Source organism: Ellagibacter sp. (genome assembly GCF_048412355.1).
Taxonomy (GTDB): domain Bacteria; phylum Actinomycetota; class Coriobacteriia; order Coriobacteriales; family Eggerthellaceae; genus Ellagibacter.
Genome location: NZ_DBFSAP010000046.1, coordinates 17,823 through 43,647, shown reverse-complemented (window position 1 = coordinate 43,647; position 25,825 = coordinate 17,823). Strand labels below are relative to the sequence as shown.

General features: G+C 62.7%; 24 protein-coding genes, 2 tRNA genes, 1 other RNA gene and 1 riboswitch. Of the genes, 2 read left to right on the top strand and 25 right to left on the bottom strand.

The window, feature by feature from the left end:
* The coding region (locus ACMRQN_RS06800; RefSeq protein WP_418734350.1) for a transposase at window positions 1-582 on the top strand (582 nt) is incomplete at its 5' end.
* A gap of 372 nt (window positions 583-954) precedes the next feature.
* Here the strand turns inward: ACMRQN_RS06800 and ACMRQN_RS06795 are convergent.
* The 6 genes from ACMRQN_RS06795 to ACMRQN_RS06770 form a co-directional block, all read right to left on the bottom strand.
* A tRNA-Glu gene (locus tag ACMRQN_RS06795) sits at window positions 955-1,031 on the bottom strand.
* Between the two features lie 23 nt (window positions 1,032-1,054).
* Window positions 1,055-1,128: transfer RNA gene (locus tag ACMRQN_RS06790), tRNA-Gln, on the bottom strand.
* A 139-nt stretch (window positions 1,129-1,267) separates the two neighbouring features.
* Window positions 1,268-2,053: a bifunctional hydroxymethylpyrimidine kinase/phosphomethylpyrimidine kinase gene (gene thiD, locus ACMRQN_RS06785; protein WP_418734349.1), complete on the bottom strand. Its 786-nt coding sequence runs from the start codon at window positions 2,051-2,053 to the stop codon at window positions 1,268-1,270.
* Window positions 2,054-2,062: 9 nt separating this feature from the next.
* Complete coding sequence (locus tag ACMRQN_RS06780) at window positions 2,063-2,659, bottom strand: cysteine hydrolase family protein (RefSeq protein ID WP_277013540.1); 597 nt, start codon at window positions 2,657-2,659, stop codon at window positions 2,063-2,065.
* A gap of 21 nt (window positions 2,660-2,680) precedes the next feature.
* Window positions 2,681-4,012 carry a phosphomethylpyrimidine synthase ThiC gene (gene thiC / locus ACMRQN_RS06775; protein ID WP_418734348.1) on the bottom strand — a complete coding sequence of 444 codons (1,332 nt, stop codon included), beginning with the start codon at window positions 4,010-4,012 and terminating at the stop codon, window positions 2,681-2,683.
* Window positions 4,004-4,129: riboswitch (TPP riboswitch) on the bottom strand. It overlaps the preceding gene by 9 nt.
* Before the next feature lie 66 nt (window positions 4,130-4,195).
* Window positions 4,196-4,867 (bottom strand): thiamine diphosphokinase, encoded by a 672-nt coding sequence (locus tag ACMRQN_RS06770; protein WP_418734347.1) that lies wholly within the window; start codon window positions 4,865-4,867, stop codon window positions 4,196-4,198.
* A 54-nt stretch (window positions 4,868-4,921) separates the two neighbouring features.
* Here ACMRQN_RS06770 and rnpB point away from each other — a divergent pair.
* Window positions 4,922-5,261: RNase P RNA component class A (gene rnpB, locus ACMRQN_RS06765), an RNA gene on the top strand.
* A gap of 84 nt (window positions 5,262-5,345) precedes the next feature.
* On the opposite strand, the gene ACMRQN_RS06760 is transcribed toward rnpB, so the two are convergent.
* From ACMRQN_RS06760 to ACMRQN_RS06670, 19 genes are all read right to left on the bottom strand, one after another.
* On the bottom strand, window positions 5,346-6,152 hold the full coding sequence (locus ACMRQN_RS06760; protein ID WP_418734346.1) for a DivIVA domain-containing protein: 807 nt from the start codon (window positions 6,150-6,152) through the stop codon (window positions 5,346-5,348).
* A 32-nt stretch (window positions 6,153-6,184) separates the two neighbouring features.
* On the bottom strand, window positions 6,185-6,445 hold the full coding sequence (locus ACMRQN_RS06755) for a YggT family protein (protein ID WP_158050198.1): 261 nt from the start codon (window positions 6,443-6,445) through the stop codon (window positions 6,185-6,187).
* A 48-nt stretch (window positions 6,446-6,493) separates the two neighbouring features.
* Window positions 6,494-7,450, bottom strand: a complete 957-nt coding sequence (locus tag ACMRQN_RS06750) for a cell division protein SepF (RefSeq protein ID WP_418734345.1) — start codon at window positions 7,448-7,450, stop codon at window positions 6,494-6,496.
* 109 nt (window positions 7,451-7,559) lie between these two features.
* On the bottom strand, window positions 7,560-8,252 hold the full coding sequence (locus ACMRQN_RS06745; protein ID WP_418734344.1) for a YggS family pyridoxal phosphate-dependent enzyme: 693 nt from the start codon (window positions 8,250-8,252) through the stop codon (window positions 7,560-7,562).
* A 7-nt stretch (window positions 8,253-8,259) separates the two neighbouring features.
* Window positions 8,260-9,102, bottom strand: a complete 843-nt coding sequence (locus ACMRQN_RS06740) for a polyphenol oxidase family protein (RefSeq protein WP_418734343.1) — start codon at window positions 9,100-9,102, stop codon at window positions 8,260-8,262.
* Window positions 9,103-9,116: 14 nt separating this feature from the next.
* The gene (gene ftsZ, locus ACMRQN_RS06735; protein ID WP_158050201.1) at window positions 9,117-10,235 is read right to left on the bottom strand and encodes a cell division protein FtsZ; all 1,119 of its coding nucleotides are present in this window, start codon (window positions 10,233-10,235) and stop codon (window positions 9,117-9,119) included.
* A gap of 152 nt (window positions 10,236-10,387) precedes the next feature.
* Entirely contained in the window at window positions 10,388-11,272 is an 885-nt protein-coding gene (locus ACMRQN_RS06730) for a cell division protein FtsQ/DivIB (protein WP_418734342.1), read from the bottom strand.
* Between the two features lie 76 nt (window positions 11,273-11,348).
* A complete protein-coding gene (gene murB, locus ACMRQN_RS06725) occupies window positions 11,349-12,275 on the bottom strand; it encodes a UDP-N-acetylmuramate dehydrogenase (RefSeq protein WP_418734341.1) in 927 nt (308 codons plus the stop codon).
* A 3-nt stretch (window positions 12,276-12,278) separates the two neighbouring features.
* Entirely contained in the window at window positions 12,279-13,688 is a 1,410-nt protein-coding gene (gene murC / locus ACMRQN_RS06720) for a UDP-N-acetylmuramate--L-alanine ligase (RefSeq protein ID WP_418734340.1), read from the bottom strand.
* A 43-nt stretch (window positions 13,689-13,731) separates the two neighbouring features.
* Entirely contained in the window at window positions 13,732-14,853 is a 1,122-nt protein-coding gene (gene murG, locus ACMRQN_RS06715) for an undecaprenyldiphospho-muramoylpentapeptide beta-N-acetylglucosaminyltransferase (protein WP_418734339.1), read from the bottom strand.
* A 4-nt stretch (window positions 14,854-14,857) separates the two neighbouring features.
* Complete coding sequence (locus ACMRQN_RS06710; RefSeq protein WP_418734338.1) at window positions 14,858-16,204, bottom strand: FtsW/RodA/SpoVE family cell cycle protein; 1,347 nt, start codon at window positions 16,202-16,204, stop codon at window positions 14,858-14,860.
* A 14-nt stretch (window positions 16,205-16,218) separates the two neighbouring features.
* Complete coding sequence (gene murD, locus ACMRQN_RS06705) at window positions 16,219-17,718, bottom strand: UDP-N-acetylmuramoyl-L-alanine--D-glutamate ligase (RefSeq protein WP_418734337.1); 1,500 nt, start codon at window positions 17,716-17,718, stop codon at window positions 16,219-16,221.
* Between the two features lie 30 nt (window positions 17,719-17,748).
* A complete protein-coding gene (gene mraY / locus ACMRQN_RS06700) occupies window positions 17,749-18,786 on the bottom strand; it encodes a phospho-N-acetylmuramoyl-pentapeptide-transferase (RefSeq protein ID WP_418734336.1) in 1,038 nt (345 codons plus the stop codon).
* On the bottom strand, window positions 18,786-20,255 hold the full coding sequence (locus tag ACMRQN_RS06695; RefSeq protein WP_418734335.1) for a UDP-N-acetylmuramoyl-tripeptide--D-alanyl-D-alanine ligase: 1,470 nt from the start codon (window positions 20,253-20,255) through the stop codon (window positions 18,786-18,788). The genes mraY and ACMRQN_RS06695 overlap by 1 nt, the downstream gene beginning before the upstream one ends.
* Before the next feature lies 1 nt (window position 20,256).
* Window positions 20,257-21,756, bottom strand: a complete 1,500-nt coding sequence (locus ACMRQN_RS06690) for a UDP-N-acetylmuramoyl-L-alanyl-D-glutamate--2,6-diaminopimelate ligase (protein ID WP_418734334.1) — start codon at window positions 21,754-21,756, stop codon at window positions 20,257-20,259.
* A 10-nt stretch (window positions 21,757-21,766) separates the two neighbouring features.
* Window positions 21,767-23,419, bottom strand: coding sequence for a peptidoglycan D,D-transpeptidase FtsI family protein (locus tag ACMRQN_RS06685; protein WP_296061538.1), 1,653 nt, complete (start codon window positions 23,417-23,419; stop codon window positions 21,767-21,769).
* A gap of 393 nt (window positions 23,420-23,812) precedes the next feature.
* Window positions 23,813-24,268, bottom strand: coding sequence for a cell division protein FtsL (locus ACMRQN_RS06680; protein ID WP_418734333.1), 456 nt, complete (start codon window positions 24,266-24,268; stop codon window positions 23,813-23,815).
* A 78-nt stretch (window positions 24,269-24,346) separates the two neighbouring features.
* A complete protein-coding gene (rsmH, locus tag ACMRQN_RS06675; RefSeq protein ID WP_158050219.1) occupies window positions 24,347-25,303 on the bottom strand; it encodes a 16S rRNA (cytosine(1402)-N(4))-methyltransferase RsmH in 957 nt (318 codons plus the stop codon).
* A gap of 12 nt (window positions 25,304-25,315) precedes the next feature.
* The gene (locus ACMRQN_RS06670; RefSeq protein ID WP_418734332.1) at window positions 25,316-25,810 is read right to left on the bottom strand and encodes a division/cell wall cluster transcriptional repressor MraZ; all 495 of its coding nucleotides are present in this window, start codon (window positions 25,808-25,810) and stop codon (window positions 25,316-25,318) included.
* Window positions 25,811-25,825 lie beyond the last annotated feature (15 nt).

Below are 25,825 nucleotides of genomic sequence, written 5' to 3'. Positions count from 1 at the left end.
AAGTCGATTTCTTTCGGCGAGAAGGCGGACAACGACGCGCTCGCCTTCTACGTCGACGCGGTGAGGCAGGCCGAGGAGGACAAGAGGCGCTTGGAGAAGCTGGTGGCCGACGAGGCGTCCAAGCCGAGGTGGAGGAAGAGGGTCGACTCCCTGCGGTGCCTGAAGGGCGTCGACGTCATGACCGCGGCCGACATCGTCTTCGAGGCCGGCGAGTTCGCGAGGTTCCGCAACGCGAGGTCGTTCGCCGCGTGGCTCGGGCTCGTCCCCTCCGAGCACTCCAGCGGGGAGAAGGTCGCCCGGGGCGGCATCACCAAGGCCGGCAACAAGCACCTGAGGAGGGTGATGGTGGAGGCGGCGTGGCACTACCTGGCCGCCTCGCCCCATTCGAAGGGCCTGGCCCCGGGCCAAGCCCCCGACCCGGCTGCCAGGCGGCATGCGTCGAAGGGGGTGCGGCGGCTCGCCGGGAGGCGCGCCGCCCTGCTGGAGCGCGGGGTCCACAAGAACAAGGCGAACGTCGCCACCGCGCGCGAGCTGGCGTGCTGGTGCTGGGCCGTGGGCTCGATGGCGGAGGGGGCGCGATAGGACGCGGAAAACCCAGCGAAGACATACAGCGCCGTCCTCTCAAGCCGCGGTCCGATCCGAGGCCGTTGAGGCGAATCCCAGTCTCTTTTTTTGCGAGCGCCGAAGGCGCCACCCGCGTCAACAGACTGTCGAATCGACGAGGTAGCCTCAGCCGTAGCAACGGATTGCCCAGCGAGCGATCGCCACGGGCGGATATTAAACTGCAAAGACGAGCGTCGGAAAGACACGCCGAAGTCGCCACAGCATGGGTCGATATAGAGGAAAGGGCCTGACTCCAGCGAAAAAGCTGGGGCCAGGCCCGATTTTGCCTCTTGACAATGTCCTGCTCAGATTAGAAAAAGGCCAGGGCAAAAGCCCTGGCCTGTTGTTTCTTGGTAGCTCCGAAGGGATTCGAACCCTCGACCTCCGCCTTGAGAGGGCGGCGTCCTAAACCGCTAGACGACGGAGCCACATAAGCGCTTTGGAATCGTAATGGCTGGGGTGGAAGGAGTCGAACCCTCACATACGGCACCAGAAACCGCTGTCCTGCCATTAGACGACACCCCAACTTACTGCCGGTGCGTCTCTTGCTGTTCTGCAAGGCGCAAGCGCAGGAAAGTATATTACGCGCATTTCCCTATGCCGTCAAGCCTTTATTTCAACTTTTTTGAAAAATTTGAAAGGGAACGGCGATACATTACTCTTATCAGGAGTTTTGCCACATATGATCAAGCGGCCCGCTCCCCTTTCCCAGATCGAGGCCCGCCGAGAGTGCGCCCGTGAGGTATTCCTTGGCAGCCGCAACCGCGTCGGAAACGGATAACCCACAGGCAAGACCGCATGCGATGGCGGAAGAAAGCGTGCATCCCGTCCCGTGGGTGTTGCTCGTCGGAATCGCCTCATGGCGGAACCAGTGGACCTCGCCCGAACGGGTTGCGAGGACGTCGTTGGCGTCGTGGGCACCGTGCCCTCCCTTCACCAAGACGTTGACCCCAAGCGAGCGGGCAAGGCTTACAGCCGCGCGCTCACATGATTCCTCGTCCGACAACTCGCAACCGCAAAGGACCTGTGCCTCGGGAATGTTCGGGGTGATGACGCTCGCCCGGGGAAGAATCTCCTCGATAAGCGCCGACACCGCGTCTTCGCCGATAAGGCGCGCGCCGCTCGTCGCCACCATGACGGGATCGACCACGATGTTTTCCGCATGCCACTTGTCGAGGCCGCCGGCAATCGCGCGGATGATCTCGGCCGACGACACCATGCCGACCTTCACCGCATCGGGGCGGATGTCGGAGAAGACCGCGTCGATCTGCTCCGAGACGAACGCGGCGGGCACCTCGTGCACCCCCGTTACCCCAAGCGTATTTTGCGCGGTGAGCGCGGTGATGACCGTCTCGGCGAACAGGTGATGCGCCGCTATCGTCTTGATGTCCGCCTGAATGCCCGCGCCGCCGCTTGAGTCCGATCCGGCTATGCTCACGACCGCCTTCATGCGCGCCCCCTACTTCTCGAGCAGCGCTACGACGTCGTCGGTAGAAAGAACGCAGGCGGCATAGCAGGTCTTGAAGTACTCAAGCCCCTCCTCCTGGTTCCCCACAAGAAACGTCGCCGTCGCGTCGCCCGCAACGATAAGGTTGTAGTTGTTGAAGTACGCGTCGGCAAGCGTATGGCGAACGCAGATGTTAGTATCCATTCCCGTGCAAATGAGCGTGTCGACGCCGAGCTCGTCGAGCAGAAGGCGCAGTCCCGTCTGGAAAAACGCGCTGTAGCGGCGCTTCTCGATGGTGAAATCGCCCTCCTTGGGGTCAAGCAGCGGCGAGGTCTGCGCCTCGGGGGTGCCGGCGATGCCGTGATCGCCCCAGAGCAGCAACTCGCGATCGAGACCGGGGATATGGGCGTCGTTCGTGAAGATGACGGGGATGCCTGCGCGCCGGGCAGCCGCCGCAATGCGGGCGGTGTTCTCAATTGCGGGCAGAAGCGTCTGCTCGAGCGGGGTTCCCGTCGGGTCGCCAAGCTCGTCGATCACGAGCAGTGCCGTCTTCTTCGCATCGAAGTTCGCGAGGTCGAACAGCTCGTTGTTGTTCTCGTCTCCAAGCATTGCGTCTCCCTTCGTCGTTTACTATTCGTTGTCGAGATCGATGACCAGGCCATCCATAATCTTGTTCACCGTGCGGACCGCGCACATCTTGCCGCACATCGTGCAGGTCCCCTCGTTTTCGGGAGGGGCGCTCTCAAACACCTTGCGCGGGCGCACCGGGTCGATCGCAAGCGAGAACTGCTCTTCCCAGTCCATGCGACGACGAGCATCCGACATGCGCGCATCGCGCTCGCGCGCGCCCGGGATACCCTTCGCGATGTCTGCCGCGTGCGCTGCGATCTTCGTCGCGACAAGGCCCTCGCGCACATCATGGGCATCGGGAAGGCGAAGGTGCTCGGCAGGCGTGACGTAGCACAGGAAGTCCGCGCCGGAGCTCGCCGCGATGGCCCCGCCGATAGCTGCGGTGATGTGATCGTATCCAGGGGCGATATCGGTCACGAGCGGGCCGAGCACGTAGAACGGCGCGTTGTGGCACAGACGCTTCTCGAGCTTCATGTTCGCCGCAATCTCGTCGATCGCCATATGCCCCGGCCCCTCGACCATGACCTGCACGCCAGCATCCCACGCGCGCTTGGTGAGCTTGCCGATCTCGATAAGCTCGGAGATCTGGCCGGCATCGGTCGCGTCGTAGTTGCAGCCCGGGCGCATCGCGTCGCCGAGGGAAATGGTCACGTCGTGCTCGTGCAGGATATCGAGCACCTCGTCGTAGTACTCGTAGAACGGGTTCTCGTTGCCCGTCGCCTCCATCCACGCGAAGATGAGCGAGCCGCCGCGCGACACCACGTTCATGAGCCGCCCCGTTTCCTTGAACGATTCGATGGTGCGGCGATTCATGCCCGCATGGATTGTGACGAAGTCGACGCCGTCCTCAGCGTGGCGGCGAACGACGTCGAGGAAGTCCTCGGCAGTGATGGAGATGAGGGCCTTCTCGAGGTAGCCTATGGCGTCGTACATGGGGACGGTGCCGATCATCGCAGGCGACTTCTCGATCAGCCGCGTGCGGAACGACTGCGTCTTCCCACTGTTCGACAAGTCCATGATCGCCTCGGCGCCAAGCTCGAAGGCGATGTCGACCTTCTCCCATTCGACCTGCTCATCGGCAAGATCGCCCGAGATACCCAGGTTCACGTTCACCTTCGTGCGAAGCCCCTCGCCCACGCCTTCGGGAGAAAGCGACGTGTGGTGGATGTTCGCAGGGATGGCAATGCGGCCGGCTGCGACCCCCTCGCGGATGAACTCGGGCGCGCGGCCCTCCTTTTCAGCGACAATGCGCATAGCGGGCGTGATTTCCCCTGCGCGCGCGAAATCGATCTGCGTGATTTTGGTATGCGAAACTACCTGGCTGTTCGCCATTATCCGACTCCCTTCGTTGGCATTATCCACATCAGGTTTCGGGTCGAAGCGAAAGCGCGCTTCCTCTCAGCCCGCCGCGCAGCATAGCGCCACATGCGAGCTCCCCGGTTATGCAAAGATGCTAGGCGAATTATACGACAGAGGGAAAGGTCCGCCGCGCGATCGCCGAAAAGCCGACAAGCGTCACACGGTGGCGGGCGACGGCGCGGTGGCAGCTTCGCCCGTCGCGAGCGGATAGAAGACGTAGAGCGTGCCCTCCTCGACGCTCACCGCCGCCGGCTTCCCCGTAAGCTCGTTTGAGAGCCCAAGCGACGTGCGGTTGGAAAGCGGCTCGTCGTCGAGCGAGTATTCCAGGCCGCGCTCGATGACACCGCGCGCCGTATCGTTCGCCGAGAACACCGACACCACGCCCGTATCGAGCCCCTCGGGCAGCTCGAAGACGTCGGGCCCTGTGACGCAGCGCACCGCGAAGTCGTCTCCTACCCCCGTGACGTAGATGCCCCGCTCGGAGTAGCGCGCGAACAGCTGCAGGTTCGCGATCGTGTGGTCGAGGCGCTTTGCGAGCGCACCGTAGACGAAGAGCTCCTGGTTGTCCCAGAAGACGGCTTTCTCCATAGCGAGCTCCATGTCGCTTTTGTCCTTCTTCACCGGATGACGCGACACGCGACGACACCGGGGCACGTAGCCAAGGGAGTCGAAGTCGCCGATCGCCATATCGGCTTCGCGCCCGATTGCCTCGAGGGAGGCAAACCCGGCATCGACTGCGATTACGAAATCGAAGGCGCCTGCGGCGTCCATCGCCTTGAAATGCTCGGCGTTGAAGTCGACCGCACCGACAAGCGCACAGGTTCCCATGGTTGATTTGTCCTTTCCGTCACTTTGAGCATGCTCGTGGTACACTATTATACGCGAGTGGGCCTGACGGTCGCGCGCCGCAAGGCGTGAGGAAAGTCCGGGCTCCAAAGGGCAAGATGCCAGCTAACGGCTGGGCGGGGCGACCCGACGGATTAGTGCCACAGAAAAGAAGACTCCCTCTTTTGAGGGAAAAGCTGAAACGGTGCGGTAAAAGCGCACCAGCGCGTCGGCAACGGCGTGGCTTGGTAAACCCCATCTGGAGCAAGCGCAAATAGGAACGCGATACGGTGCCCTTCCGTGCGCTCGGGTTGCGTGCTTGAGACGCGTGGCGACACGCGTTCGAGATAAATGGCCGTCCCAACGACAGAACCCGGCTTATCGACCCACTCGCGCTTTGAGGCGCAAAGCCCGCATCAGGGCATGAAAAAGGGGCCGTTCGCTTTTGAACTGCCCCTTTCGCGTTTCTTGGAAGATTCCCCTAGTCGAGCTCGTCGAAGGAGAAGTCATCGTCGGCGTCACCGAAGCCCGAAAGGTCCTTCTCCACCGCGGAGGGCATGGGGGTTGCCGCCGCCACGGCGACGTTGCCCGTCTGAGGGGTGGAATACGCCACAGGCTCGGCGTTCATGGGAACCTGGACCTGCGCCGTCGCATCGGTGGTGTCGGCGTAGTGCGCCGCAGCGACGGAAGCCTGAGAGCCGCCGCCGATCTCGGCGAGCTTGCGAGAAGCGTCGTTGATGAAGTCGGTGAGAAGTTCCTGATACTCCTCGCGCGCGTCCTCGCGATCGTCCTCGAGCTTGCGAATGGCATCGATGACGTCCTGCTTGTCGTTGTTGGCGCGGTCGATGATGCGCTGAGCCTCGTCCTTCGCGTCCTGAATGGTCTCGGCCGCGGTGTTGTTGGCCTTCGCGAGAATCTCGTCAGCGGAGCGCTGCGCGATGATGAGCGCCTGCGCGATGGCGTTGCCGTCAGCCTGCTTCTCTTCAAGCTGCAACTCGAGCTCGCGGATGCGTGCATTTGCCTCGTCGAGTTCCTGCGAGAAGTCCTGAGCCGGAGCAGACGCAGGCGCCGGCGCGGCGGCAGGGGCTTCCTCGATCGGCTTCGCTGGCGTGTCAAACCCGTCGAAGCGCGAATCGTTCAATTGATCCTGCAGGTCGGCGATCTGGTTGTTGAGATTATCGATCTCATCGGCGACATGCTCGAGAAACACATCGACTTCGTCGACGTCGTATCCCTTGCGGTCAATCGAGAAACTTTGGTTGTGGATTTCAGCCGAGGTGATAGCCATTCATCTTCCCTTCGCCAGCAAAGCCTGCATCTTTACAGCAAGCCTATCAGCAGTCTTACACCAAATTGTAATACAAGCAACGCAACGATTGGACTCACGTCCACCATTCCTCCAATCGGGGGAATGAACTTCTTGAAAAGGTTGAGATACGGATCGCAGATCTTGCCGAGGACCGTGTTGATGTCGGCAAGGATGCCGCGATCAGTCGGGAACCAGGACAGCATGACGTACACGAAGATGAGCATCGAGTACACGTCGGACAGCGATACGATCAGGTATTTCAGGCTCAGCACGAGATAGCCTCCCCAGCTGCGCGTTTCACGCTCGAGATGTTCACCACGTTATAGCACTCCCTGGTTTCGGAGCGCGAGCTTCTCCGCGTCGGTTAAGGCGTCGCCCTTCGTGATCGCGAAGACTTTGTCCCCGACGCATTCCACCCCCGCATCGAGCGCACTCGAGACGCCGAAGGAGAAATCAAGGATGCGCTTGGAAAGCGAGTCGGGCGTGTTGCGAAGCGCGAGGATGACCGCATCGCCGCCTTTAAGAGCCCGGGCGATTTTCTCGACCTCGCCGTAGCTCGCCGGCTTGAGCACCGTGCACGAGCGCTTTGCCACATAACGCGCGCCCTGCGCCTGGGCGTAGGCGGACTGGGGATCGTAAGCGGAGCTCGCCTGTACCGAAGCCTTCCGCGCAGTTTCGCTCATTGCCGCGGCGGCGCTTGATTGCGCGGGCTGGCGCGTAAAGGCGCCGAGAGAGCCTTCCGCGGACGCGCTCGTCGCACCGGACGTGACGCCCATATGCGAGGACGGGGTCGTGGTCGCGGCATGCTTGCCCGTCGGCTTCGCCTCGCCCGCCGTCGGCTCGAACAGCGAGTTCAGCCCTTCGGAGCGGGTCGGACGCGAAGCGGCTGCCGCAACGGCGGCCGAGCCCTCCGGCGTCATCGTCGGAGGCAGCGAGCTGTCGACAGTGGTGCGCTCACCGCGATACGGGGTGTGCGCTGTCGTCATGCGGCGCGCGCTGGACGTGGAGGTACTCGATGAGCCCTCCCCGCGCGAGTGCGCACGCACGTCGTTGATTGATACCAGATTCGAGATGGTGGAATTCGAGCGAGCACTGCGAGTCGTTACCGGGGCGTAAGGATCATAGTCGTTTTCGGAGTCGTCCGCGTATTCAGCGTATTCCGAGTAATCTTCCTCGTAGTCGCCGTAGTCATCGTCGTAGTCGTCGTACCGGTCGTTCGAGCGACCGCGCACGGCACCGCCGCCGAAACCGAGTTTCGATTTGAGTTCGTCCAACATGCCTTAACTCCGTTTCCTTTCTTCCTGGCAGCTCCAGTAGTGGGTTGTCCTGCATCGTTTACAAGCCGCTTTGCGTGCTAACCGCACGTCAGGGGTGGAAGGAGGCGACCTAAAACGAGTCGCTGAAAATCGCCCGTCCGATGCGAACTATGGTAGCGCCCGCACGAACCGCCTCTCGCCAATCTTCGCTCATGCCCATAGAAAGTTCATCGAACGCCTCGGCGCTTGGCGCGGGGAGGGAGGCGCGAACCTTCTCCGCAAGCTTCGCCAAACCCTCGAAGCAGCGGCTTGCGATTTCCAAGTCGCCTTGCGGGGCCATCGTCATGAACCCACGCACGCGCACGTTGGGAAGCGTCTCGCACACATCAACGAGAGCCTCTGCCTCATCGGGCGAGACACCGCTTTTGCTTTCCTCGCCCGAGACGTTCACTTCGATAAGGATGTCCTGTACGATTCCCTTCTCGCGGGCGACTTCGTCGATCTTGCGCGCATGCTTCTCCTGATAGACGGAGTGGATAAGCGATGCGGAGTCGACGATATCGCGGATGCGCCGCGACTGGATGTTGCCGATGAAATGCCAGTGGGCATCGGGGAACGCCTGTGACTTGGGAACGATCTGGTCGGGTCGGTTCTCGCCGAAGTCCCGCGCACCTGCAGCGTACGCCTCCCCCACGCCCTCGACGCCGACCGTCTTGGAGACCGCGACGAGTCGCACCTCTTTGGGGTCCCTCCCCGCAAGGGCGCACTCCTGCGCAAGTTCCTCTTCGACCTTTTCATAACGCTCGGCTATTCCCATTGCCATAAACTCCTTACCTTGAACGGAAAGCGAGTGCACCATGGCGACCGCATACGCCGCCCGACGCACGATACGAGAAGAACCTGTCGGGCTCGCACTTCGTGCAGGCGTGCGCAGACGCAATCCGCTCGCGCGAAAGGCCCGCCGATTCGAAATCGAGGATGAGCGCCTCTTCCAAATCGACATGGTGCGCATCGGGCACGCAGCCTGGCCCGATCTCGCTTGCGAAGCGCTGCGCCACATCGGGCCCCGTCTCGAAGCACGATGCGCAGATATGCGGTCCGATATAGGCGTTGAACTCGGAAGGAACCGGGGCATCATACCCGAGCTCGCGCGCATCGAGAGCGGCGAGGCGCTTGCAAGCTGAAGAGGCGATACGCGCCACGGCTCCGCGCCACCCCGCGTGGACCACCGCCACACGCCCCGTCGGCGATACGATGATCACGGGAACGCAATCAGCGAAGCAGAGGAGCGCAGCGACGCGAGGGCAGGAAACAACGAGCCCATCGGCACCCGCATCCGCGGCATCTTGGATGCCACACAGCGCTTCGGGGTCGGACGTCTCGATGTTCACCAGGTCGGTTCCGTGTACCTGGTTGGGCACGACGAGCGGCATATCGGGCTCGCTGAGCGCGCAAAGGAGCGCACGTCGGTTTCCAAGGACGACATCGCGGTCGTCGCCAACATGAGTTCCCAAGTTAAGGCTTGCGTAATCGCCCTCGCTTGCCCCTCCCGCACGGCCTGTGAAGGCAATACGAACCGACGACGCGCCATACAACGCGTCGTCGGTGAAAATCGGGATCGAATCGATTGTTCGGGCAGCGAGGTGCGGCAACGGCAGGCTTGATGCCACCATAGCCGATTACCTCCTTAGCGCTGACGCCTCAAGAAATCAGGGATGTAATCCTCGTCGGCGAAGCGGCCTGCGCTCGGCGTGGTCGAGAAAGTAACCGGAGCGCTGCTCGGCGCCGGGGTCGGATCCGTCGACGCGAACAGATCCTTGCGCGAGAAATCGAGCGAAGACTGCTGCGGGGCATTCATCTTGAAGCCGGTGGCGATGACGGTGATACGAACCTGATCGCCCATCGACTCGTCGATGATCTGGCCGTAGATGATGTTTGCATTCTCATCGGCGCATGCCTCGACGGTGCGCGCAGCCTCGTCAACCTCGGTCAGCGTGAGGTCGGGACCGCCAGCGATGGAGAACAGCACGCGGGAAGCGCCCGCGATGGATGCCTCGAGCAGGTTGGAGTTGGTCGCCTGCTGCGCCGCGTCGAGCGCGCGGTTCTCACCCGTCGCGATGCCGATGCCCATCATCGCCGTGCCCGCGTCCTTCATGACCGTGCGGATGTCCGCGAAGTCGAGGTTGATAAGGCCCGGGATGGTGATGAGATCGGTGACGCCCTGGATGCCCTGGCGCAGGGTATCGTCGGCGATGCGGAACGCATCGAGCATGCTCGTCTTCTTGTCGACGATTTCAAGCAGTCGGTCGTTCGGGATGACGATGAGCGTATCGACCTTCTGAGAGAGCAAGTCGATGCCCTGATCGGCCTGGTTGCGACGAAGGCGCCCCTCGAAGGAGAAAGGCTTCGTCACGATGCCGACGGTCAGCGCGCCGATTTCCTCGCGCGCGATTTCTGCGATGATGGGAGCGGCGCCCGTACCCGTGCCGCCGCCTTCGCCAGCAGTGACGAAGACCATGTCGGCCTCGGCGAGTGCCTCGCGAATTTCTGCACGCGACTCCTCGGCTGCCTGGCACCCCACTTCGGGGTTCGCGCCCGCACCGAGACCGCGCGTGAGCTCGTCGCCGATGTGGATCGTCTTATCGGCGTCCGACATGAGCAAAGCCTGGCGATCGGTGTTGACGGCGATGAACTCGACGCCCTTCACGCCCGCTTCAACCATGCGGTTCACGGCATTGGTACCGCCGCCGCCTACGCCGACGACCTTGATGACCGCCAAATGCTCGGAACCTATTGTGTTTGGCATTGTATCCTCCACACCTGCTGCGATTAAAATGCTGCGTTTCCCACTGTGGGTGCAGTTTTACCTGCGTTATTGTACACGATGATACCTCGATTGCAAATTGCACGGGTCGAGGCCTTCGGCCGAGTCCATGAAAGTGCCACTATTGGGCTACTTTACAAGGACCGCCACGTCGGGCGATCGACCACGCGCACGTTGATGTAGGCGACCTTGCCCGGGTTGTCGTTGAGAATCTGCAGGCACACTCGCTCTTTCTCGCGAATGTTCTGGGCGGGTCCGAACGCGATCTCCACGCCGCCTTCGAGCGTGAGCTTCGTTGATTCCGCATCGGTCGCGGATACGGTCTTCACCTGGTTGGCAAGATCGGTCGTCATACCGGAGACGATCGCAAGCGCGTTGTTCACGTTTTCGTCGGTGCACTTCGTCCCGGTTTCCGCCGAGGTTCCATAGGGCACGTCGGTGATGTGGAGCGCGTTTTGCGCATCGTCGTAAATGCGCTGGTTGAGCGATTGGCCGAGCTGAGTGTCCTGGTCTGGAATGGCCATAAGCCACATCCCGTCCGAGGAGATCGCCCAGGGCTGGGTCGACTTCGCATCCGATGTGGGAACCTCAACGACCGCGGCCACTGTGCGCTCGGTCACGACGATCTGGAGCGTATGGGGGAAGATGCGGTTGCACGAGACGCTTTTCACCCACGCATCGCGCAGAAGGCTGTCCTCAATCGCCTTCGTATCGACGCGCAGAAGCGTCTCGCCCTCGGGCACCGACACGAGCGCCTGCAGATCGGACTGGGTGAGGTGCTCGACGCCTTCGACTTTGACCTCGTCGATCGAGAAGACGCTCGAGAAGTACAGGACCGCGGCGCAGGCAATGAGTGCGGCGATCGCCCCGAGGACGACCCCGAGCTTCACGAGATGGCGATGGTAGCTTGCGCGCACGCGCTCGGCGCGGCTTGCGCGCTCGATGTCGCCCACGCTTCGGGAGCGATAGCGCACCGAACCGCCCTCAACCGCGCGCCCACCTTGGACGGAGCGCGGCATGCCCGAGCCCGGCGTGCGCGACGACTGTGGACGCGCAGAGGACCGTGGGCGCGGGGCCGGTGCGTTTTGGGGACGCCTATTCGAAGCCGAGGAGCTTGACTTCCGGCTTGAGCGCAACGCCATAAGCTTCCATTACCTTCCCCTGGACAAGTTCGATCAACGACAACACATCGCGGGCCGTCGCATTCCCCGTGTTCACAATGAAGTTCGCATGGACATCGGAGATGCGCGCGCCGCCGACGGCACTACCTTTGAGCCCCGCACGCTCGATCAAGTCGCCTGCCGACGCACCTTCGGGGTTCTTGAAAACGCTTCCGCATGAGGGCTGACGCAGTGGCTGGGTCGCCTTGCGGCGCTTGAGCGAGGCCTCCATCTTCCCCCTAATGTAGAAGGGATCGGCGGGCTCCATGTTGAGCTCGCACTCGACCAGTATCTCGTCGACGGGAAACGACGAGCAGCGATATCCCCACTCGATCTCGCTGCCGTGGCGACGCACAAGGCCCCCCTCGGCCGAGAACGAGGTGACGCTCTCCACGCGCGCTCCGAGCCATTCGTCTCGAGAGCCGGCATTCATGCGCAAGGCCCCGCCGACAGACCCCGGCGTGCCCACTGCGAACTCGAGCCCCGCGAGCGAGCGGCGAAACGCCTCCTGCACAGCAGCGGAAAGCGGCACGCCGGCGCCGAGCATGAGACGCGATTTCTCCTCGTCGTAGCGCATGCTGCGGAAGTCGCGCCCGAGCACGATGACCGCCGCGTCGACGCCCTCGTCAGCGACGAGCAGATTCGAACCCCGACCGACGATGTACCATTTCTCGCCCACAGCCTTGCAGGCGTCGAGCACGCGTGCGAGCGCACCTACCGAGTGGACGCGCGCGAAATAGCGTGCCGGCCCGCCGATGCGGTAGGTGGTATGGCGAGACATGGGCTCGAATGGGTTGATTTCCCCGTCGAAGCGCTCGTCGACGAGCAGCGCCTCGAGCGGCGAGGCGTGACGTGCGACCATGAGTTACTCCCCCGCACCAGCGTCCGCCGCGCCAAGCGCTTCGACAAGCTGCGGGCCGATCGCCGTGACGTCGCCCGCGCCCATTGTGATGACCAAATCACCCGGCTTTGCAAGGGCGGCCATATGGGGCACGACGTCGAGGCGGCGCGGAACATAGCTTGCCGCAGGATGCCCGCTGTGGTCGAGCACGACGTTGAGGAAGGTCTTGCCCGACACGCCGGGGACCGGCGCCTCGCCGGCAGGGTAGACGTCCATGAACGTCACCGTGTCGGCATCGTCGAACGCTGCGCCGAACTCGTCGTGGAGCACCTCGGTGAACAGCGGGGCACGCGAGTAGCGGTGCGGCTGGAACAGCACGTGAACATGGTTGAAATCGAGCGTCTTAGCAGCGGCGATGGTTGCCGCTATCTCGGTAGGATGGTGGGCGTAATCGTCCACGACGGTAACGCCCTGCGCCTCTCCCACCAAGTCGAAGCGACGACGGACGCCCGCGAAATCGGCGAGCACGCAGGCCGCCTTCTGCACGTCGAGCCCGAGCGCCCAGATGAGCGTGAGCACCGCCGCGGCATTGAGCACGTTGTGCACACCGGGATTCTGCTTAACCTTGCCTTCGACCCGCGTACCGTCGGGAAGCTCGAGCGTGAAGGAAGAACCCACGCCATGCGGGCCGTAAGACACGACGCGCGCGTCGCATTCCTCCCCCAGACCATACGTGATCGCGCGGGGGTGCACCTCGCGCGCCGCGCAGACGAGCGCTTCCTCCTCGCCGCACACGACGACGGGGCCGTCCTCGGGGACGGAAGCCATGAACTGCTTGAACTTTTCGAAGATCTCGCCGAGGTCCTTGTAGTGGTCAAGATGGTCGGCCTCAATATTGGTGACGATGACGCCCGCGGGAGAGAGGAACGTGAACGACTTGTCGGACTCGTCGGCTTCGACCACGTAGTACTTTCCCGTGCCGGAATGCGCGTTAGTCCCGTAGGAGCGGACGATGCCGCCGATGAGGAACGTCGGGTCGAGGCCCATGCCGTCGAGCGTACTCGCGAGCATGGAGGACGTGGTGGTCTTGCCATGCGTGCCCGCCACCGCGAGCGTGTCGAGCCGCTCGCCCAAGCGCGCGAGCATCTGGGCACGGTGGATGACGTTGAGGTTGCGGCGGCGTGCCTCTTCGAGCTCGGGGTTGTTGTCGAGGATTGCCGTCGAGATGACGACGGTGACATCGTCGCCTTCGGGCACGTTCTCCGCCGCCTGGCCGATGGCCACGGGGATGCCGTAGCTTTTCAGCTGCTTGGTGTAGCGGCTCTCCTTGATGTCCGAGCCGGTGACGACCATGCCCTGGTCATGCGCCACATGCGCGATACCGCTCATGCCCACGCCGCCGACGCCGATGAAATGCAAACGTTCAGTGCTCATAGTGATCGATCCCACCCGTTGGTTTCCCGTTATTCCAAAGAGCCTATTGTAGTCCATGGTCAGCCGAAGACGCGGCGCCCATCACAACATCAGCCAATTTCGCCGCCGCATCGGCAGTCTTCTGCTCACGAGCGGCCGCGGTCATGCCCGCACGCACATCCGCGTCGTCGATAAGCGAGAACACGAGCTGCGCAAACTTGTCCGAGCCCACCTCGGCGTCGGGAATCATCTCCGCGCACCCCGCCGCAACGTAGGCGCGGGCGTTCGTAGTCTGATGGTCGGCCGTCGCATGGGGGTACGGCACGAGCAGCGCCGGGATGGCGCGCGCCGAGATCTCGGCCAGGGAAGTCGCACCTGCGCGCGACACGATGGCGTCGGTCGCGGCGAGCGTCTCGCCCATGCGGTCCTGATACCCCATGACGTGCCAGCGCTTCGCCTCCTCCTCGGTGAGCGCGAGCTCGGCCGTCGTGCGATCGAGATCTTTAGGGCCCGTGATATGCACGACATGCAGGTTCTCCCGCGAGAGCAGTTCGGACTTGAGCGCTGCGATTCCCTCGTTGAGCTGGCGCGCGCCCAGGCTTCCGCCGAAAACGAGCAGCATGAGCGCATCGTCGGGTATCCCGAACATCCGGCGGCCTTCCTCGCGCGTTGCAAGCAGCACCTTCTTGCGCACCGGGTTGCCTGTCACGTGCACCTGAGTGGCAGTCGGAATGGCAACGCCCTCCTTCGCACACTCGTAGGTCAAACACACCGCACGTGCCTTCTTGGAAAGCTCCTTGTTCGCAAGGCCCATGACGGAGTTCTGCTCATGGACGACCACGGGGATGCCCATCTGCTCGGCCGCACGGGCGACCGGAATAGAGACATACCCGCCGAAGCCAACGACCGCGCTCGGCTCGATCTCGGAGAACCAGCTCTTGGCTTCCTTCGTCGAGTGAGAGATGAGCTTGAGCGCCTTCACGAGCGAGAGGGGATGTTTGCGGTTGAAACCGGACGCCTCGAAGGGCTGAAATGCGATGCCCGCTTCGGGCACAAGGCGCGACTCGACCCCGCGCGGCGTGCCAGCGAAACGCACCTCTACCCCCCGCTCTTCAAGCACCTCGGCGAGCGCAAGCGCAGGATTGATATGACCAGCGGTTCCCCCGCCCGACAGTACGACGAGCATACGACTACCTCCTTCGAGAAGACGACCGCCCTGCAGCCGTCTGAGATTCCGTGCGATTCGATGCGGCCCTCTGCGCGCGGCCGCCACCGTAGGACTGCTCCCGCGCGGACCTGCGAGCCCCCGAGCGGGCAGCGTCTCGCGGGCTATCGCCTACGCCGTCCTCCTCGCGCCTGACGACGCGCAGGCTCGAGCGGCGTCGATCGAACTCGTCGGAGGAGGCCGCATCGCGCGACACGGACAGGATAAGCCCCACCATGATGAGCGATGCCAAAATGGATGAGCCTCCCGACGAGATGAACGGCAGGGGCTTGCCCGTCGTGGGGAACACGCCGATGGCGCACGCGATGTTCAGAAACGCCTGGAAAACGAGGGCGATCGTGAGCCCGCCCGCAATCATCATGGAGAAATCGTCGCGCGCAGCGCGGGCGATGAGCGTGCCGGTGTAGAGGACGCCCAGAAAGAGGGCGATAACGGCAAGGCAGCCGACCATGCCGAGCTCTTCGCCGATGACCGCGAACACGAAGTCGCTGTCGCTCGCGAAAAGATACTGGTACTTCTCATGCCCATTGCCGAGGCCGACGCCGAAGATGCCGCCTTCGGAAAACGCAAAATACGAGTGCATGATGTTGTAACCGCTGCCGTAACCGCCCTGGCCGTCGTCCCAAGGGTTGAGGAAGGACCAGCGGTCGGCGCGGTAACCCGTGCCGAACATGGCAATAAGGCCGAAAACGAAGATGGCGGCGAGGATGATGGCAAAAATGCCGATAGGAAGCTCACCGTACCACAGCACCGCAAGTATCGCCACGATGCAGATCATCGTGGTGCCCAGGTCGGACTGCGTTTTGTAGATAATCGCAAGCGGCACAAGCACGAGCAGGAAAAACCCCCCGAGGCAACGTCCCCCGCTGATCTCGCCCGAAACGAAATCGGCGTAGATGCGCGCGGAGACCAAGACGAACACGATCTTCGCGAACTCGGAGACCTGAATCGTCACAGGACCGAGACGCAGCCAGCGCTTAGCGCCGTAGTTGTCGACACCAACGAGAGCCGTCAGCAAGATAACGACGACGAGCAGCGCTAATGCCGCCCAAAGCCACTTAGTTCTCCATATCGACACCGGAATGAAGCGGTAAATCGCGAACGCGATAAGCGCACCGAAAACGGCATACATCACCTGGTCGGTCAGGCTTTTGAGCGCATCGACTCCATTGTTGATGTTCGAGATCGACCCCGCCGAGTACACCATCACGAACCCGATGAGCACGAGCGCGAGCACGCAGAGCAGAAAGCCGATGCGCGGGCCGTGTATCGATGCGGGGACGGCGTTGCGGGAACGCTGGGTTCTGGGCATGCGAAACTACCCCGCTATGCCTCTGCCGAGCGGACGGCGACAAGTTCCTTGAAGACATCGCCGCGCTGCTCGTAGCAGGTAAACTCGTCGAACGAGGAGCATGCGGGGGAAAGCAAGAGCACATCCCCCGGCGCAGCTGCCGCAAGGCCCGCGTCGAGCGCATCTTCCATATGATTCGCCGCGATGACGGCAAGCACGCCGTCCTCGCCAGGGCACTCGCCGCCGAAGGCCGCAAGGAAGCGCTCGCGCGCCTCGCCGAAGATCACGACGGCCTTCGCATGCTCATGGGCGGCGGCAACGAGCGGAGCGAGATCCGTTCCCTTGTCGTGTCCACCGAGCAGCACGATCGGGCGCGTAGAGCCGAAGGCCGAGAAAGCCTTGAGCGTCGCGTCGACGTTGGTTGCCTTGGAGTCGTTGTAGCAGGCCACACCGGCTACGCTGCCGCAGGGCTCGATGCGATGTTCGAGCGGCGCGAAGGAGCGAAGCGATTGGGCGACAAGCGAGTCGTCAATACCGAGCGCGAGCGCGCAAGAAGCCGCGACAAGCGCGTTCTCCGTGTTGTGTTCGCCCTTGATTTGCAGCTCGGACGCAGCGCACAACCGATGCTCCACGCCCCGAAGCGCAACCGTGAGCACGCCATCGGGCGCGACAAAGGCAGCGTTCTCGGATCCGCAGCGGGCACGCATGTCACCAGCGATCCCGTCTTTGGTGCCAACGGGGACATAGTCGAAGCCGCGCTCGTCAGGCGTCATGGTGCGTAGCTCGCGGATACGCGCGCGAACCGCGTCATCGGTCGCGCAGAGAACGGCGGTGGAGTTCGGGACTTGCGAGAGGTTCGCTATCACCTTCCACTTCGCCGAAGCATAAGCGTCAAGCGTCCCATGCCACTCGATGTGGTCGGGGGTGATGTTCAAGAGCACCGCAACGTTCGGGGCGAAGCGCGAAGTCGACTCGAGCTGGAATGACGACACCTCGGCCACGTACACGTCGGTATCTCCCGCAGCCACGCGAGCAATGCAAGCGTCGCCGATGTTGCCGACTGCACGCGCTGCAAGACCCGCATCTTCGAGCAGATGGGCGGCGATTGACGTCGTAGTCGTCTTGCCGTTCGTGCCCGTAATGGCGACCCACGTGCTCGACTCGTCGGATTCGCGCCACGCGAACTCGACCTCGCTCACCAACTCGACGCTCGCCGCCTTCGCGGACTGGAAGAATTCAGAAATCTCGGGAATGCCCGGGCTCGCGATGCACAAATCGAACGAGCCGCCGACAGCCTGCACAAGAGGGGCCACGGCGTCGTTTCCGAACTCGACCGCGGCACCCGCCGCCTTCGCCCGCTCGGCGTCGGCACGGGCCGCCGGAGTATCACCGCCCGCCGCCACGGCAAGCGCATCCACACGCGTGCCCAAAAGCGGCAACAGGTAATCGAGGGCCGCATGTCCGCTTTTGCCCAGTCCCAAAACAAGGACGCGCCCCAGATGCTCGGGCGCGTATTTCTTACCTTCGATCAGCATGGACGTTCCTTCCAAGAAAACCTGCATGCGCTACGCCACCGCCACAAGGGACTCGGCGAAATAGATCGAGAATCCGATTGCCGCTAATACGCCCGAAACGATCCAAAAGCGCACGACGACCTTCGTCTCGCTCCACCCTTTCTTCTCAAAGTGATGGTGCAAAGGCGCCATGAGGAAGATGCGCTTGTGCGTCTTCTTGTAGTAGAACACCTGGATCATGACGGAGAGCGCCTCGGCGACGAACAAGCCGCCGATGATGACCGACACGAACTCGGTCTTGGTGAGGACGGCAAGGCAACCGAGCGCCATGCCAAGCGCAAGCGAGCCGGTGTCGCCCATGAAGATATCGGCTGGATAAGAGTTGAACCACAAAAACCCGATGCATGCGCCGGCAAGCGCACCGGCCACGATGGCAGAGTCGAGCGCGTCGGTGCGGTAGGCAATCGCTGCCATGACGATCATGACGATCATGACCGTGCCAGCGGCCAAACCGTCAAGGCCGTCGGTCAAGTTCACGGCATTGCACATGCCCACGAGCAGGATGTTCACGAAGATAAGATAGAGCCACGGGATGGAGAAGTCGCCAATCTGCGTGGTCAGAATGCCAAAGTCGAGGTTCACGATAAACGGGATGTCGACGGTGGGCTCGATGCCGAGGAAGTTCACCGCGACAAGGCAGAAGACCGTCGCGATGAGGAACTGCCCGATAAGCTTCGCCTTCGGGGTAAGCCCGAGCGAGCGTTCCTTCACGACCTTCTCGCCGTCGTCGGCTAGACCGAGGGCGCCGGCAAGCACCGTCGCGATGACGAGGGCGAACGTCTCAGCTGAGGGCGTGCCGATGAGCAGCACTGTGACCACAACTGCGATCAGCATGATAAGTCCGCCCATCGTCGGCGTGCCCTGCTTCACGAGATGGCTTTCGGGGCCATCGGCGCGAACCTGTTGGCCGATATGGTACGAGCGAAGCGCGCGAATGAACGCCGGCATGAGCGCCATCGTGATCACGATGGAAAGCACGACGGCGAGGAACACGACAAACGTGGGATATTGCGAGAATATGTTGAACATCAGTCGACCAATCCTTCAACGACCCTCTCGAGACCAACGGAATGCGACGCCTTCACGAGCACCGCGTCCCCTGGCCCGACGAGCCCCTTCACAACTTCAAGCGCACCCGCTGCGTCAGCAGTGCGGAAAACACGATCTTCGGGCATGCCGCCCTCTTCGGCGGCCTCGGCGATAAGGGACCCCAAATCGCCCACGCTCACGAGCCGATCTATGCCGAGCGCTGCCGCAAGAGCACCCATCTCACGATGGCCCGCAGGACCGAAATCCCCCAGCTCGCCCATGTCACCGAGCACAGCGATGCGGGAACCCGTGACGTGCATCGCGGCGAAAGTATTGAGCGCCGCGCGCATGGAATCGGGGTTCGCATTGTACGCATCGTTCACAATCGTGAAGCCCTCGCGCGCCGTGAGCATCTCCTGACGCCCCGACTCGGGCTTGGCAGCGCCGAGCGCCTCGACGATCACCTCGAGGGAAAGCCCCGCAGCGAGGCCGACCGCCGCAGCAGCACACGCGTTGTGGACGTTGTGCAGGCCGGAGAGCGCAAGCGAGCAGGTAGCGCTCGCGCATCCCGCATCGCCCGAGAACCCGCGCGCGAAAAGGGTAAACGAAGCACGGCCCGCATCGTCGAGCGAAATATCAGACGCCCAAACCGCGCGCCCCGCACGCCACCCGCGAGCCGCATCCTCACGATAAGCGCCCGACCCGTCGAAGCACACCGCGCCGACTCCGCGCTCGGCCCCCCGAGCGCACTCCCACACGAAGTCCGACATATCGTCGGCGCCGTTCAGAAAAGCAACTCCGCCTTCGGGAAGCGCGGCGATGAGCTCGGATTTGGCGCGCGCGATATTCTCACGACTACCCAGCAGCTCGATGTGGCTCTCGCCGACCTGGGTGACAATTCCCCAATCGGGGCGCACGAAGGAGCACAGCGAATCGATCTGGCCGCTGCCGCGCATGCCCATCTCGACCACAACGTTGAGAGTGTCGGCATCGGCGGCAAGCAGCGTGTTCGGCACGCCGAGCTCGTTGTTCTGGTTGCCGCGCGTAGCCGTAACGCTCCCTGCGCATGCGAGCACGTCGCGCACGAGGTTTTTGGTTGTTGTCTTGCCGTTCGAGCCGGTAAGGCCCACGATCCGACCCTGCAAGCGCCCACGCCATACGCGAGCGAGATCGGTGATGGCGACCTGCGCGTCATCCACAAGAAGAATCGCCGCCCCGAGCTCTTGCACGCGGGCGACCACCTCATCGGGGAGGGACCGTGTGACGAGCACGCAGCGCGCGCCTGCGGAAACGGCGGCGAGAACGTAGTCGTGCCCGTCGACTCGTTCACCAGCAAGCGCGACATAGAGCGAGCCCTCGCTGGCAGTGCGGGAATCCCACGTAACGGACGCAATCTGAGCATCCGGGTTCGGAGCCGCGACAATGCGCGCAGAGACCGCCTCTGCGATTTCGGTTACGGAAAGTTGCAAGCTAGTTCGCCTCCGCTGCAGCGCCGACAAAACGGCGCTCAAGTTCCTCGCGCGCAACGACGCGGTCGTCGAAGGACAAGACCTCGTCGCCTACAAGCTGGTAATCCTCATGCCCCTTGCCAGCGATGAGAACCGACGTGTTCGCGTCGGCAAGCTCGATCGCGCGGCGAATCGCGCTGCGGCGATCGGGCACGATTTCATACTTGTCCTGGGAATCGCCCATACCGGCAACAATGTCGGCGATGATGGCGTCGGGGTTCTCGTGGCGCGGGTTGTCGCTCGTGACGATGGCGTAGTCCGCAGCAAGGGCCTTCTTCCCCATGAGCGGTCGCTTCCCCGCATCGCGGTTGCCGCCGCAGCCGAAGACGACGATCGTGCGGCCGTGGCCGAGCGCCATGATGGAGCCGAGCGCCTTCTCAAGCGCATCGGGGGTGTGTGCATAGTCGACGTATACCGACACGCCGCCGTCGTGGGGCGTGCGCACACGCTCAAGGCGGCCTGGCACGGGGCTGGCATCCTCCAGCGATTTCGCGATATCGGCCGCGGGGATGCCCAGCATGAGGCCGACGCCGAAGGCCGTCATGATGTTGGAAACGTTGAAGCGCCCGACGAGCGGGTAGGAGAACGCGATTTCCTCGCCGCGAACGGACAGCACGACATCGGTTCTCGCCACGCCGTAGTCGACCTTCACGGGGTGGATAGCCGCCGACTCATCAAAGCCGGTCGTCACCACCATGTCGCCCGCCTCCATGCAACGGCGGTTAAGCTCGGCTCCCCACTTGTCGTCGATGCAGATGACGCGACGAGCCGGATAGTCGTGCGAGAACAGCAGCGCCTTCGCCTCGAAGTACGCCTCGAACGTGTGATGGTAGTCGAGGTGGTCCTGCGTCAGGTTGGTGAACGCCGTCACCGAGAAACGCGTATCCCACGTGCGGCACAGATCGAGCGCATGGGAGCTGACCTCCATGGCGACGCAATCGCATTTCGCATCGCGCATGCGCGCGAACAGGTGCTGTAAGTCGCTCGACTCGGGAGTGGTGTGCTCGGACTTCTCGTGCACATCGCCGATGGTTGTTCCGACGGTGCCGATGACGCCCGTCTTCTTCCCCGCCATGCGCGCAATGTGCTCGACGAGATAGGTCGTGGTTGTCTTGCCGTTGGTTCCCGTGACGCCAACGAGCGAGAAGGTGCGCGAAGGGTTGTCGAAGAACTGCGCGGCGGCATAGGCGAGCGCCTTGCGCGAATCGGCGACGACGACCTCGGTCACATCGGTCGCGTCGGCCAGGTAGAGCTTGCGCTCCACGATGAGAACCTTCGCACCGCGGTCGATCGCGTCCTGCGCGAAGGAATGTCCGTCCACGGCGAGGCCCACGATGCAGAAGAACGCATCGCCGGGCTGCACGCGATCGGAGCGATAGGCGATGCCCGAAACCTCTTCAGATGGATTGCCGAGAATGGTGCAATTGAAGCCTTCGAATAAATCCGCACACGTTTTGGCCATGTTGTCTACCTCACTCCGGCTGAATCTTGTATCGATCGATGGCAAAGGCCATTATATCCTTAAAAACATTCGACACGTTTCCTTGGCTTGGGACCTCATTGAGTCCCACAAAACAAACTAATTGACTCGACGAGTCGGGCAAAAATCCCTCGAAGCACAGGTTGTAGACCCCTTGACGGTACACGCCGCCCTCCGCGATTTCCGCAGTCGAGGTCTTGCCTGCCACCGAGTAGCCCTCTATCTGGGCATTCTTGCCCGTACCATCGGTGACCACCGTTTTCAGCATGTCGGTGATGGTCGGGATGGCAGCCTTGTTCTCGATCACGTCCTCGGTATCGTAGGTAGGAATCTCACCTGTTTGCGGCTTGCTCACCAAGAAGTGGGGCGTCACCTCGACCCCGTCGTTGGCAAGCGCCCCGTAGAAGCGCACAAGCTGGAGCGGCGTCACTGCGACGCCCTGGCCGAAGCTTACGTTCCACCCCGTGATCGTGGCCCAGTTCTCGAGCGGCTGAAGCGTGCCCGAAGCCTCGCCCGGGTAGTCGACGCCCGTCTTCTCGCAGAGGTTGTACTTCTGGATATGCTCATAGAGCTTGGTAAACCCGTCAGTCATCTTCTGCACCGAAAGCGAGATGCCGACGTTTGAGGACTGGTCGAGGATTTGGCGGAACGAGAAGGTCTGGTCGGAGCGCTCGTGCGCGTCGGAGACCTTGTAGCCGTCGGCCTCGATCACCGCGGGGCAGAAGAGCGTGTCGTCAGGCGTCATCGCCCCCTCTTCCAAGATGGTCGTTGCCGACACCGTCTTGAACACCGAGCCCGGCTCGAAGGCTTGCGTAATCGGTTTTACCTGGTCGGAACTAGATTTCGCGCTTGTCATGTCGGAGGGGTCCATGTAGGGCAGCGAGGCGATGGCATAGATTTCGCCCGTGCCCGCGTCCATCACGACCGAGGAGCCGCCAGCGGCGGTCATGTCCTCGGCGGCCTCGGCGACGCGATTCTCCACATATTCCTGCAGCTCGATGTCAATCGAGATCATGATGTCCTGGCCGTCGACCGCAGGCGTCTCCTCCTTGACACCGCCAGGGATGGGAAGGCCGTTTTCCCCGCGCTCGGCGGTGTAGGTGCCTGGCGTGCCGGAAAGAATGTCGTTGTATTGCAGCTCGAGGCCTGTGATACCCTCGCCGTCGACATTGCAGTAGCCGATAACCTGGCCGCCGATCTGGCCGCAGGGGTATTCGCGCCGCGTGTCAGCGATGAAGTAGACGCCATCGAGGGCAAGCTTCTTCACCTCGGCGGCGGCATCGACATCCGCCTGGCGCTTCACGTAGACGAAGGTGGCGGACTCCTTCGAGAGCAGTTCCCGGTACGTCGACGCGTCGCCCCCGAGCACGTTGGCGATAGCCTGCGCCTCCGCCGCCGCGTCGGTGACCTCGGCGGGGTTCGCATAGATCGTCGTCGCGTCGACGCTCTTCGCGAGCACCGTGCCATTGCGGTCGTAGATAGTGCCTCGGTGGGGTGTGGTGGTGAACGAGATCGTGCGCGCCTCTTCAGCCATCGCCGAATAATGGGCCGACTCGATGATCTGGAGATATCCCAAGCGCAGGAAGAAAACTGCGGCAATGGCGGCAAAGATAAGCAGAAGGACGAAGGGGCGGTTCGAATTCACCCTCTCGGCGGCATGGCTGGCGTTGATGCGCTCGGCAGCGCCGCCAACCGCTCTCCCAATGGAGCCGCCGACGACACCAACAGCGCCAATGATGTTGGAAAGCGTGCTTTGAGAAGAAGCCGCCCCGCGAGAGGCGCGCTCATCGCGGGGGCTGCGCGAACTCCTCGTGTCGCGGGCCGCTCGCGACGAGTCCTGATCGCGCGATGGTCGCTGCGTGCGTGATGGGGAAGACCCGCGACGCGAGCGCTCGCTCGGACGGGAGCTGCCCCTGCCCTGCGAGCGAGTGCGGGACGATCGCCCCTTGCTGCGAGAAGTATTCGCTCTCCCCCCTTCGCGCCTGCGGGGATAATCCCCGTCGCGCATGTCGCGTCTGCGGTCGGTCATATCCGCCCGCTAGCTCCGCGCGGCGGCGGCCAGACTCTGGGAAAGCGAGAGATTGCCCGAGCCGTCGGTCGCGACGATGTCTTCGGGCAGCACGATTTTGCTGGTCGACTCGGGCGCAGCCATGCCAAGGGCGGTCGCCTCGGATTTGATGCGGGACGGATTGGAAAGGCTGCTCTGCGCCACCTCGAGGGAGCTGCCCTCGGAGCGCGCGGTGTCGATAAGGCTGTCGTAGCTCTTCGACTCGATTTCGACGTTGACAGCAGCAGCAGTAAGCGCGATGCGGGCGAAGGCCACGAGCGCAAGCACCACAAGGGCTGCCGCCACCACCCGGGCGAGCGCGATAATCGCCGGAGAAAGCGTCTCGACATGGGGCTTGCCACCAGGAACGACAGAGATGCGGGGGCGTTCAGGATAACGCTCGGGCACTCGCTCTGCGGCGCGCGTATATGCAGGTACAGCGCTCATGCCCCACCCCTTTCTTTCGTTTAATCGGCATTTCAGGCAACGACGCCCCCGAAGGGGCGACGTGGGTTCGCTATTCGGTTAGAGCTTCTGCGCGACGCGTAGCTTCGCGCTGCGGGCCCGAGGATTGCTCTCTATCTCCTCAGGCGTCGGAAGTATGGGCTTCCTCGTGACAACCTTGAGTATCGGCTCTTTTCCGCACACGCAGACCGGCAGGTCCGGCGGGCAGGTGCACCGGTTCGCCATCGAGGCGAACGTGTCCTTCACAATTCGGTCTTCCAGCGAGTGATAGCTGATGACGGCTATCCTGCCTTTCGGATTCAGCCAGCGGATGGCGGCGTCCAAACCTCGACGCAGCACATCCAGCTCCGAGTTGACTTCGATCCGAAGAGCCTGGAAGGTTCGCTTCGCGGGATGCCCGCCTGCGCGTCTGGCCGAAGCGGGGATGGCGGCCTTGATGACCTCCACCAGCTGCCCGCTGGTCTCGAACGGCTCCTTCTCGCGCTCGCGCACGATGAAGTCGGCGATTCTCGATGCCCACTTCTCATCCGAATAGGCGCGGATTATCCGAGTGAGATCTGCTGCGTTGTAGGTGTTGACGATCTCTGCTGCGGTTTGAGTTTGTGTACTCGGATCCATCCGCATGTCAAGGGGGGCTTCTTCTTTGAAGGAGAAGCCGCGTGACGGCGTATCGATCTGCACGGAGGAAACGCCGAGATCGAACAGGATAGCGTCGATTCCGGGCACCTCGGCAGAGGTGAGAAGTCCATCGAGTTCCCCGAAGTTGCCGTGAAGCAATTCGAGCGCGGGGCGAGTTTGCTCCGGCAGCGACTCAAGCTTCTTGCGAGCGGCGGCAAGCGCCACTTCGTCTTGGTCGATACCGATGAGCGTCCCCTCGTGCCCAAGCCGCTTCGCGACTTCGAAGGAATGCCCTGCCCCGCCGAGCGTGGCGTCCACGAACGTGTGCTGTGTTTGTAGTGTAAGTTGTTCGAGGCACTCGGCGAGCAGGACCGGTGTGTGCCGATATTCGCTTGTCATTTCGCTCACGTCTTACTCCGCTAGGTCGAGCAACATCGAGATATCGGTGTCGTCGATCACTTCGTCGTAACGCTTCGCGTCCCAGATCTCGAATCGACCGGTGTTGCCGATGACGACGACGTCCTTGTCGATGCCGCATTTCTCGCGGGCATCGGCGGGAAGCATGATGCGGCCGGTCTTGTCGACCTCCACGTCCTTCGCAAGCGACTTGAGTTTCAGCATGATGTGCCGGCACTCACGCTTGGTGGGGTGCTTCTTCTCGACGAACGAATCGAACAGCTTGGTGATCCATGCCTCGAAATCGGGAGTTTCGAACACGTAAAGGCATTCGTTGTCCAGATCCCTGGCGACGACGAGCTGGGCTGAAAGCACTTTGCGGAATTTCGCGGGGAGAGACACGCGGCCCTTGCCGTCGACCTTGAAGCGGTATTCGCCGTTGAGAACCACGTCGCGACGCGGCGCGACCTCTTCGGTTACCTCCTCGATCTGTTTGGCATCGTCCGTCATCTGTTCCCTTCGAAA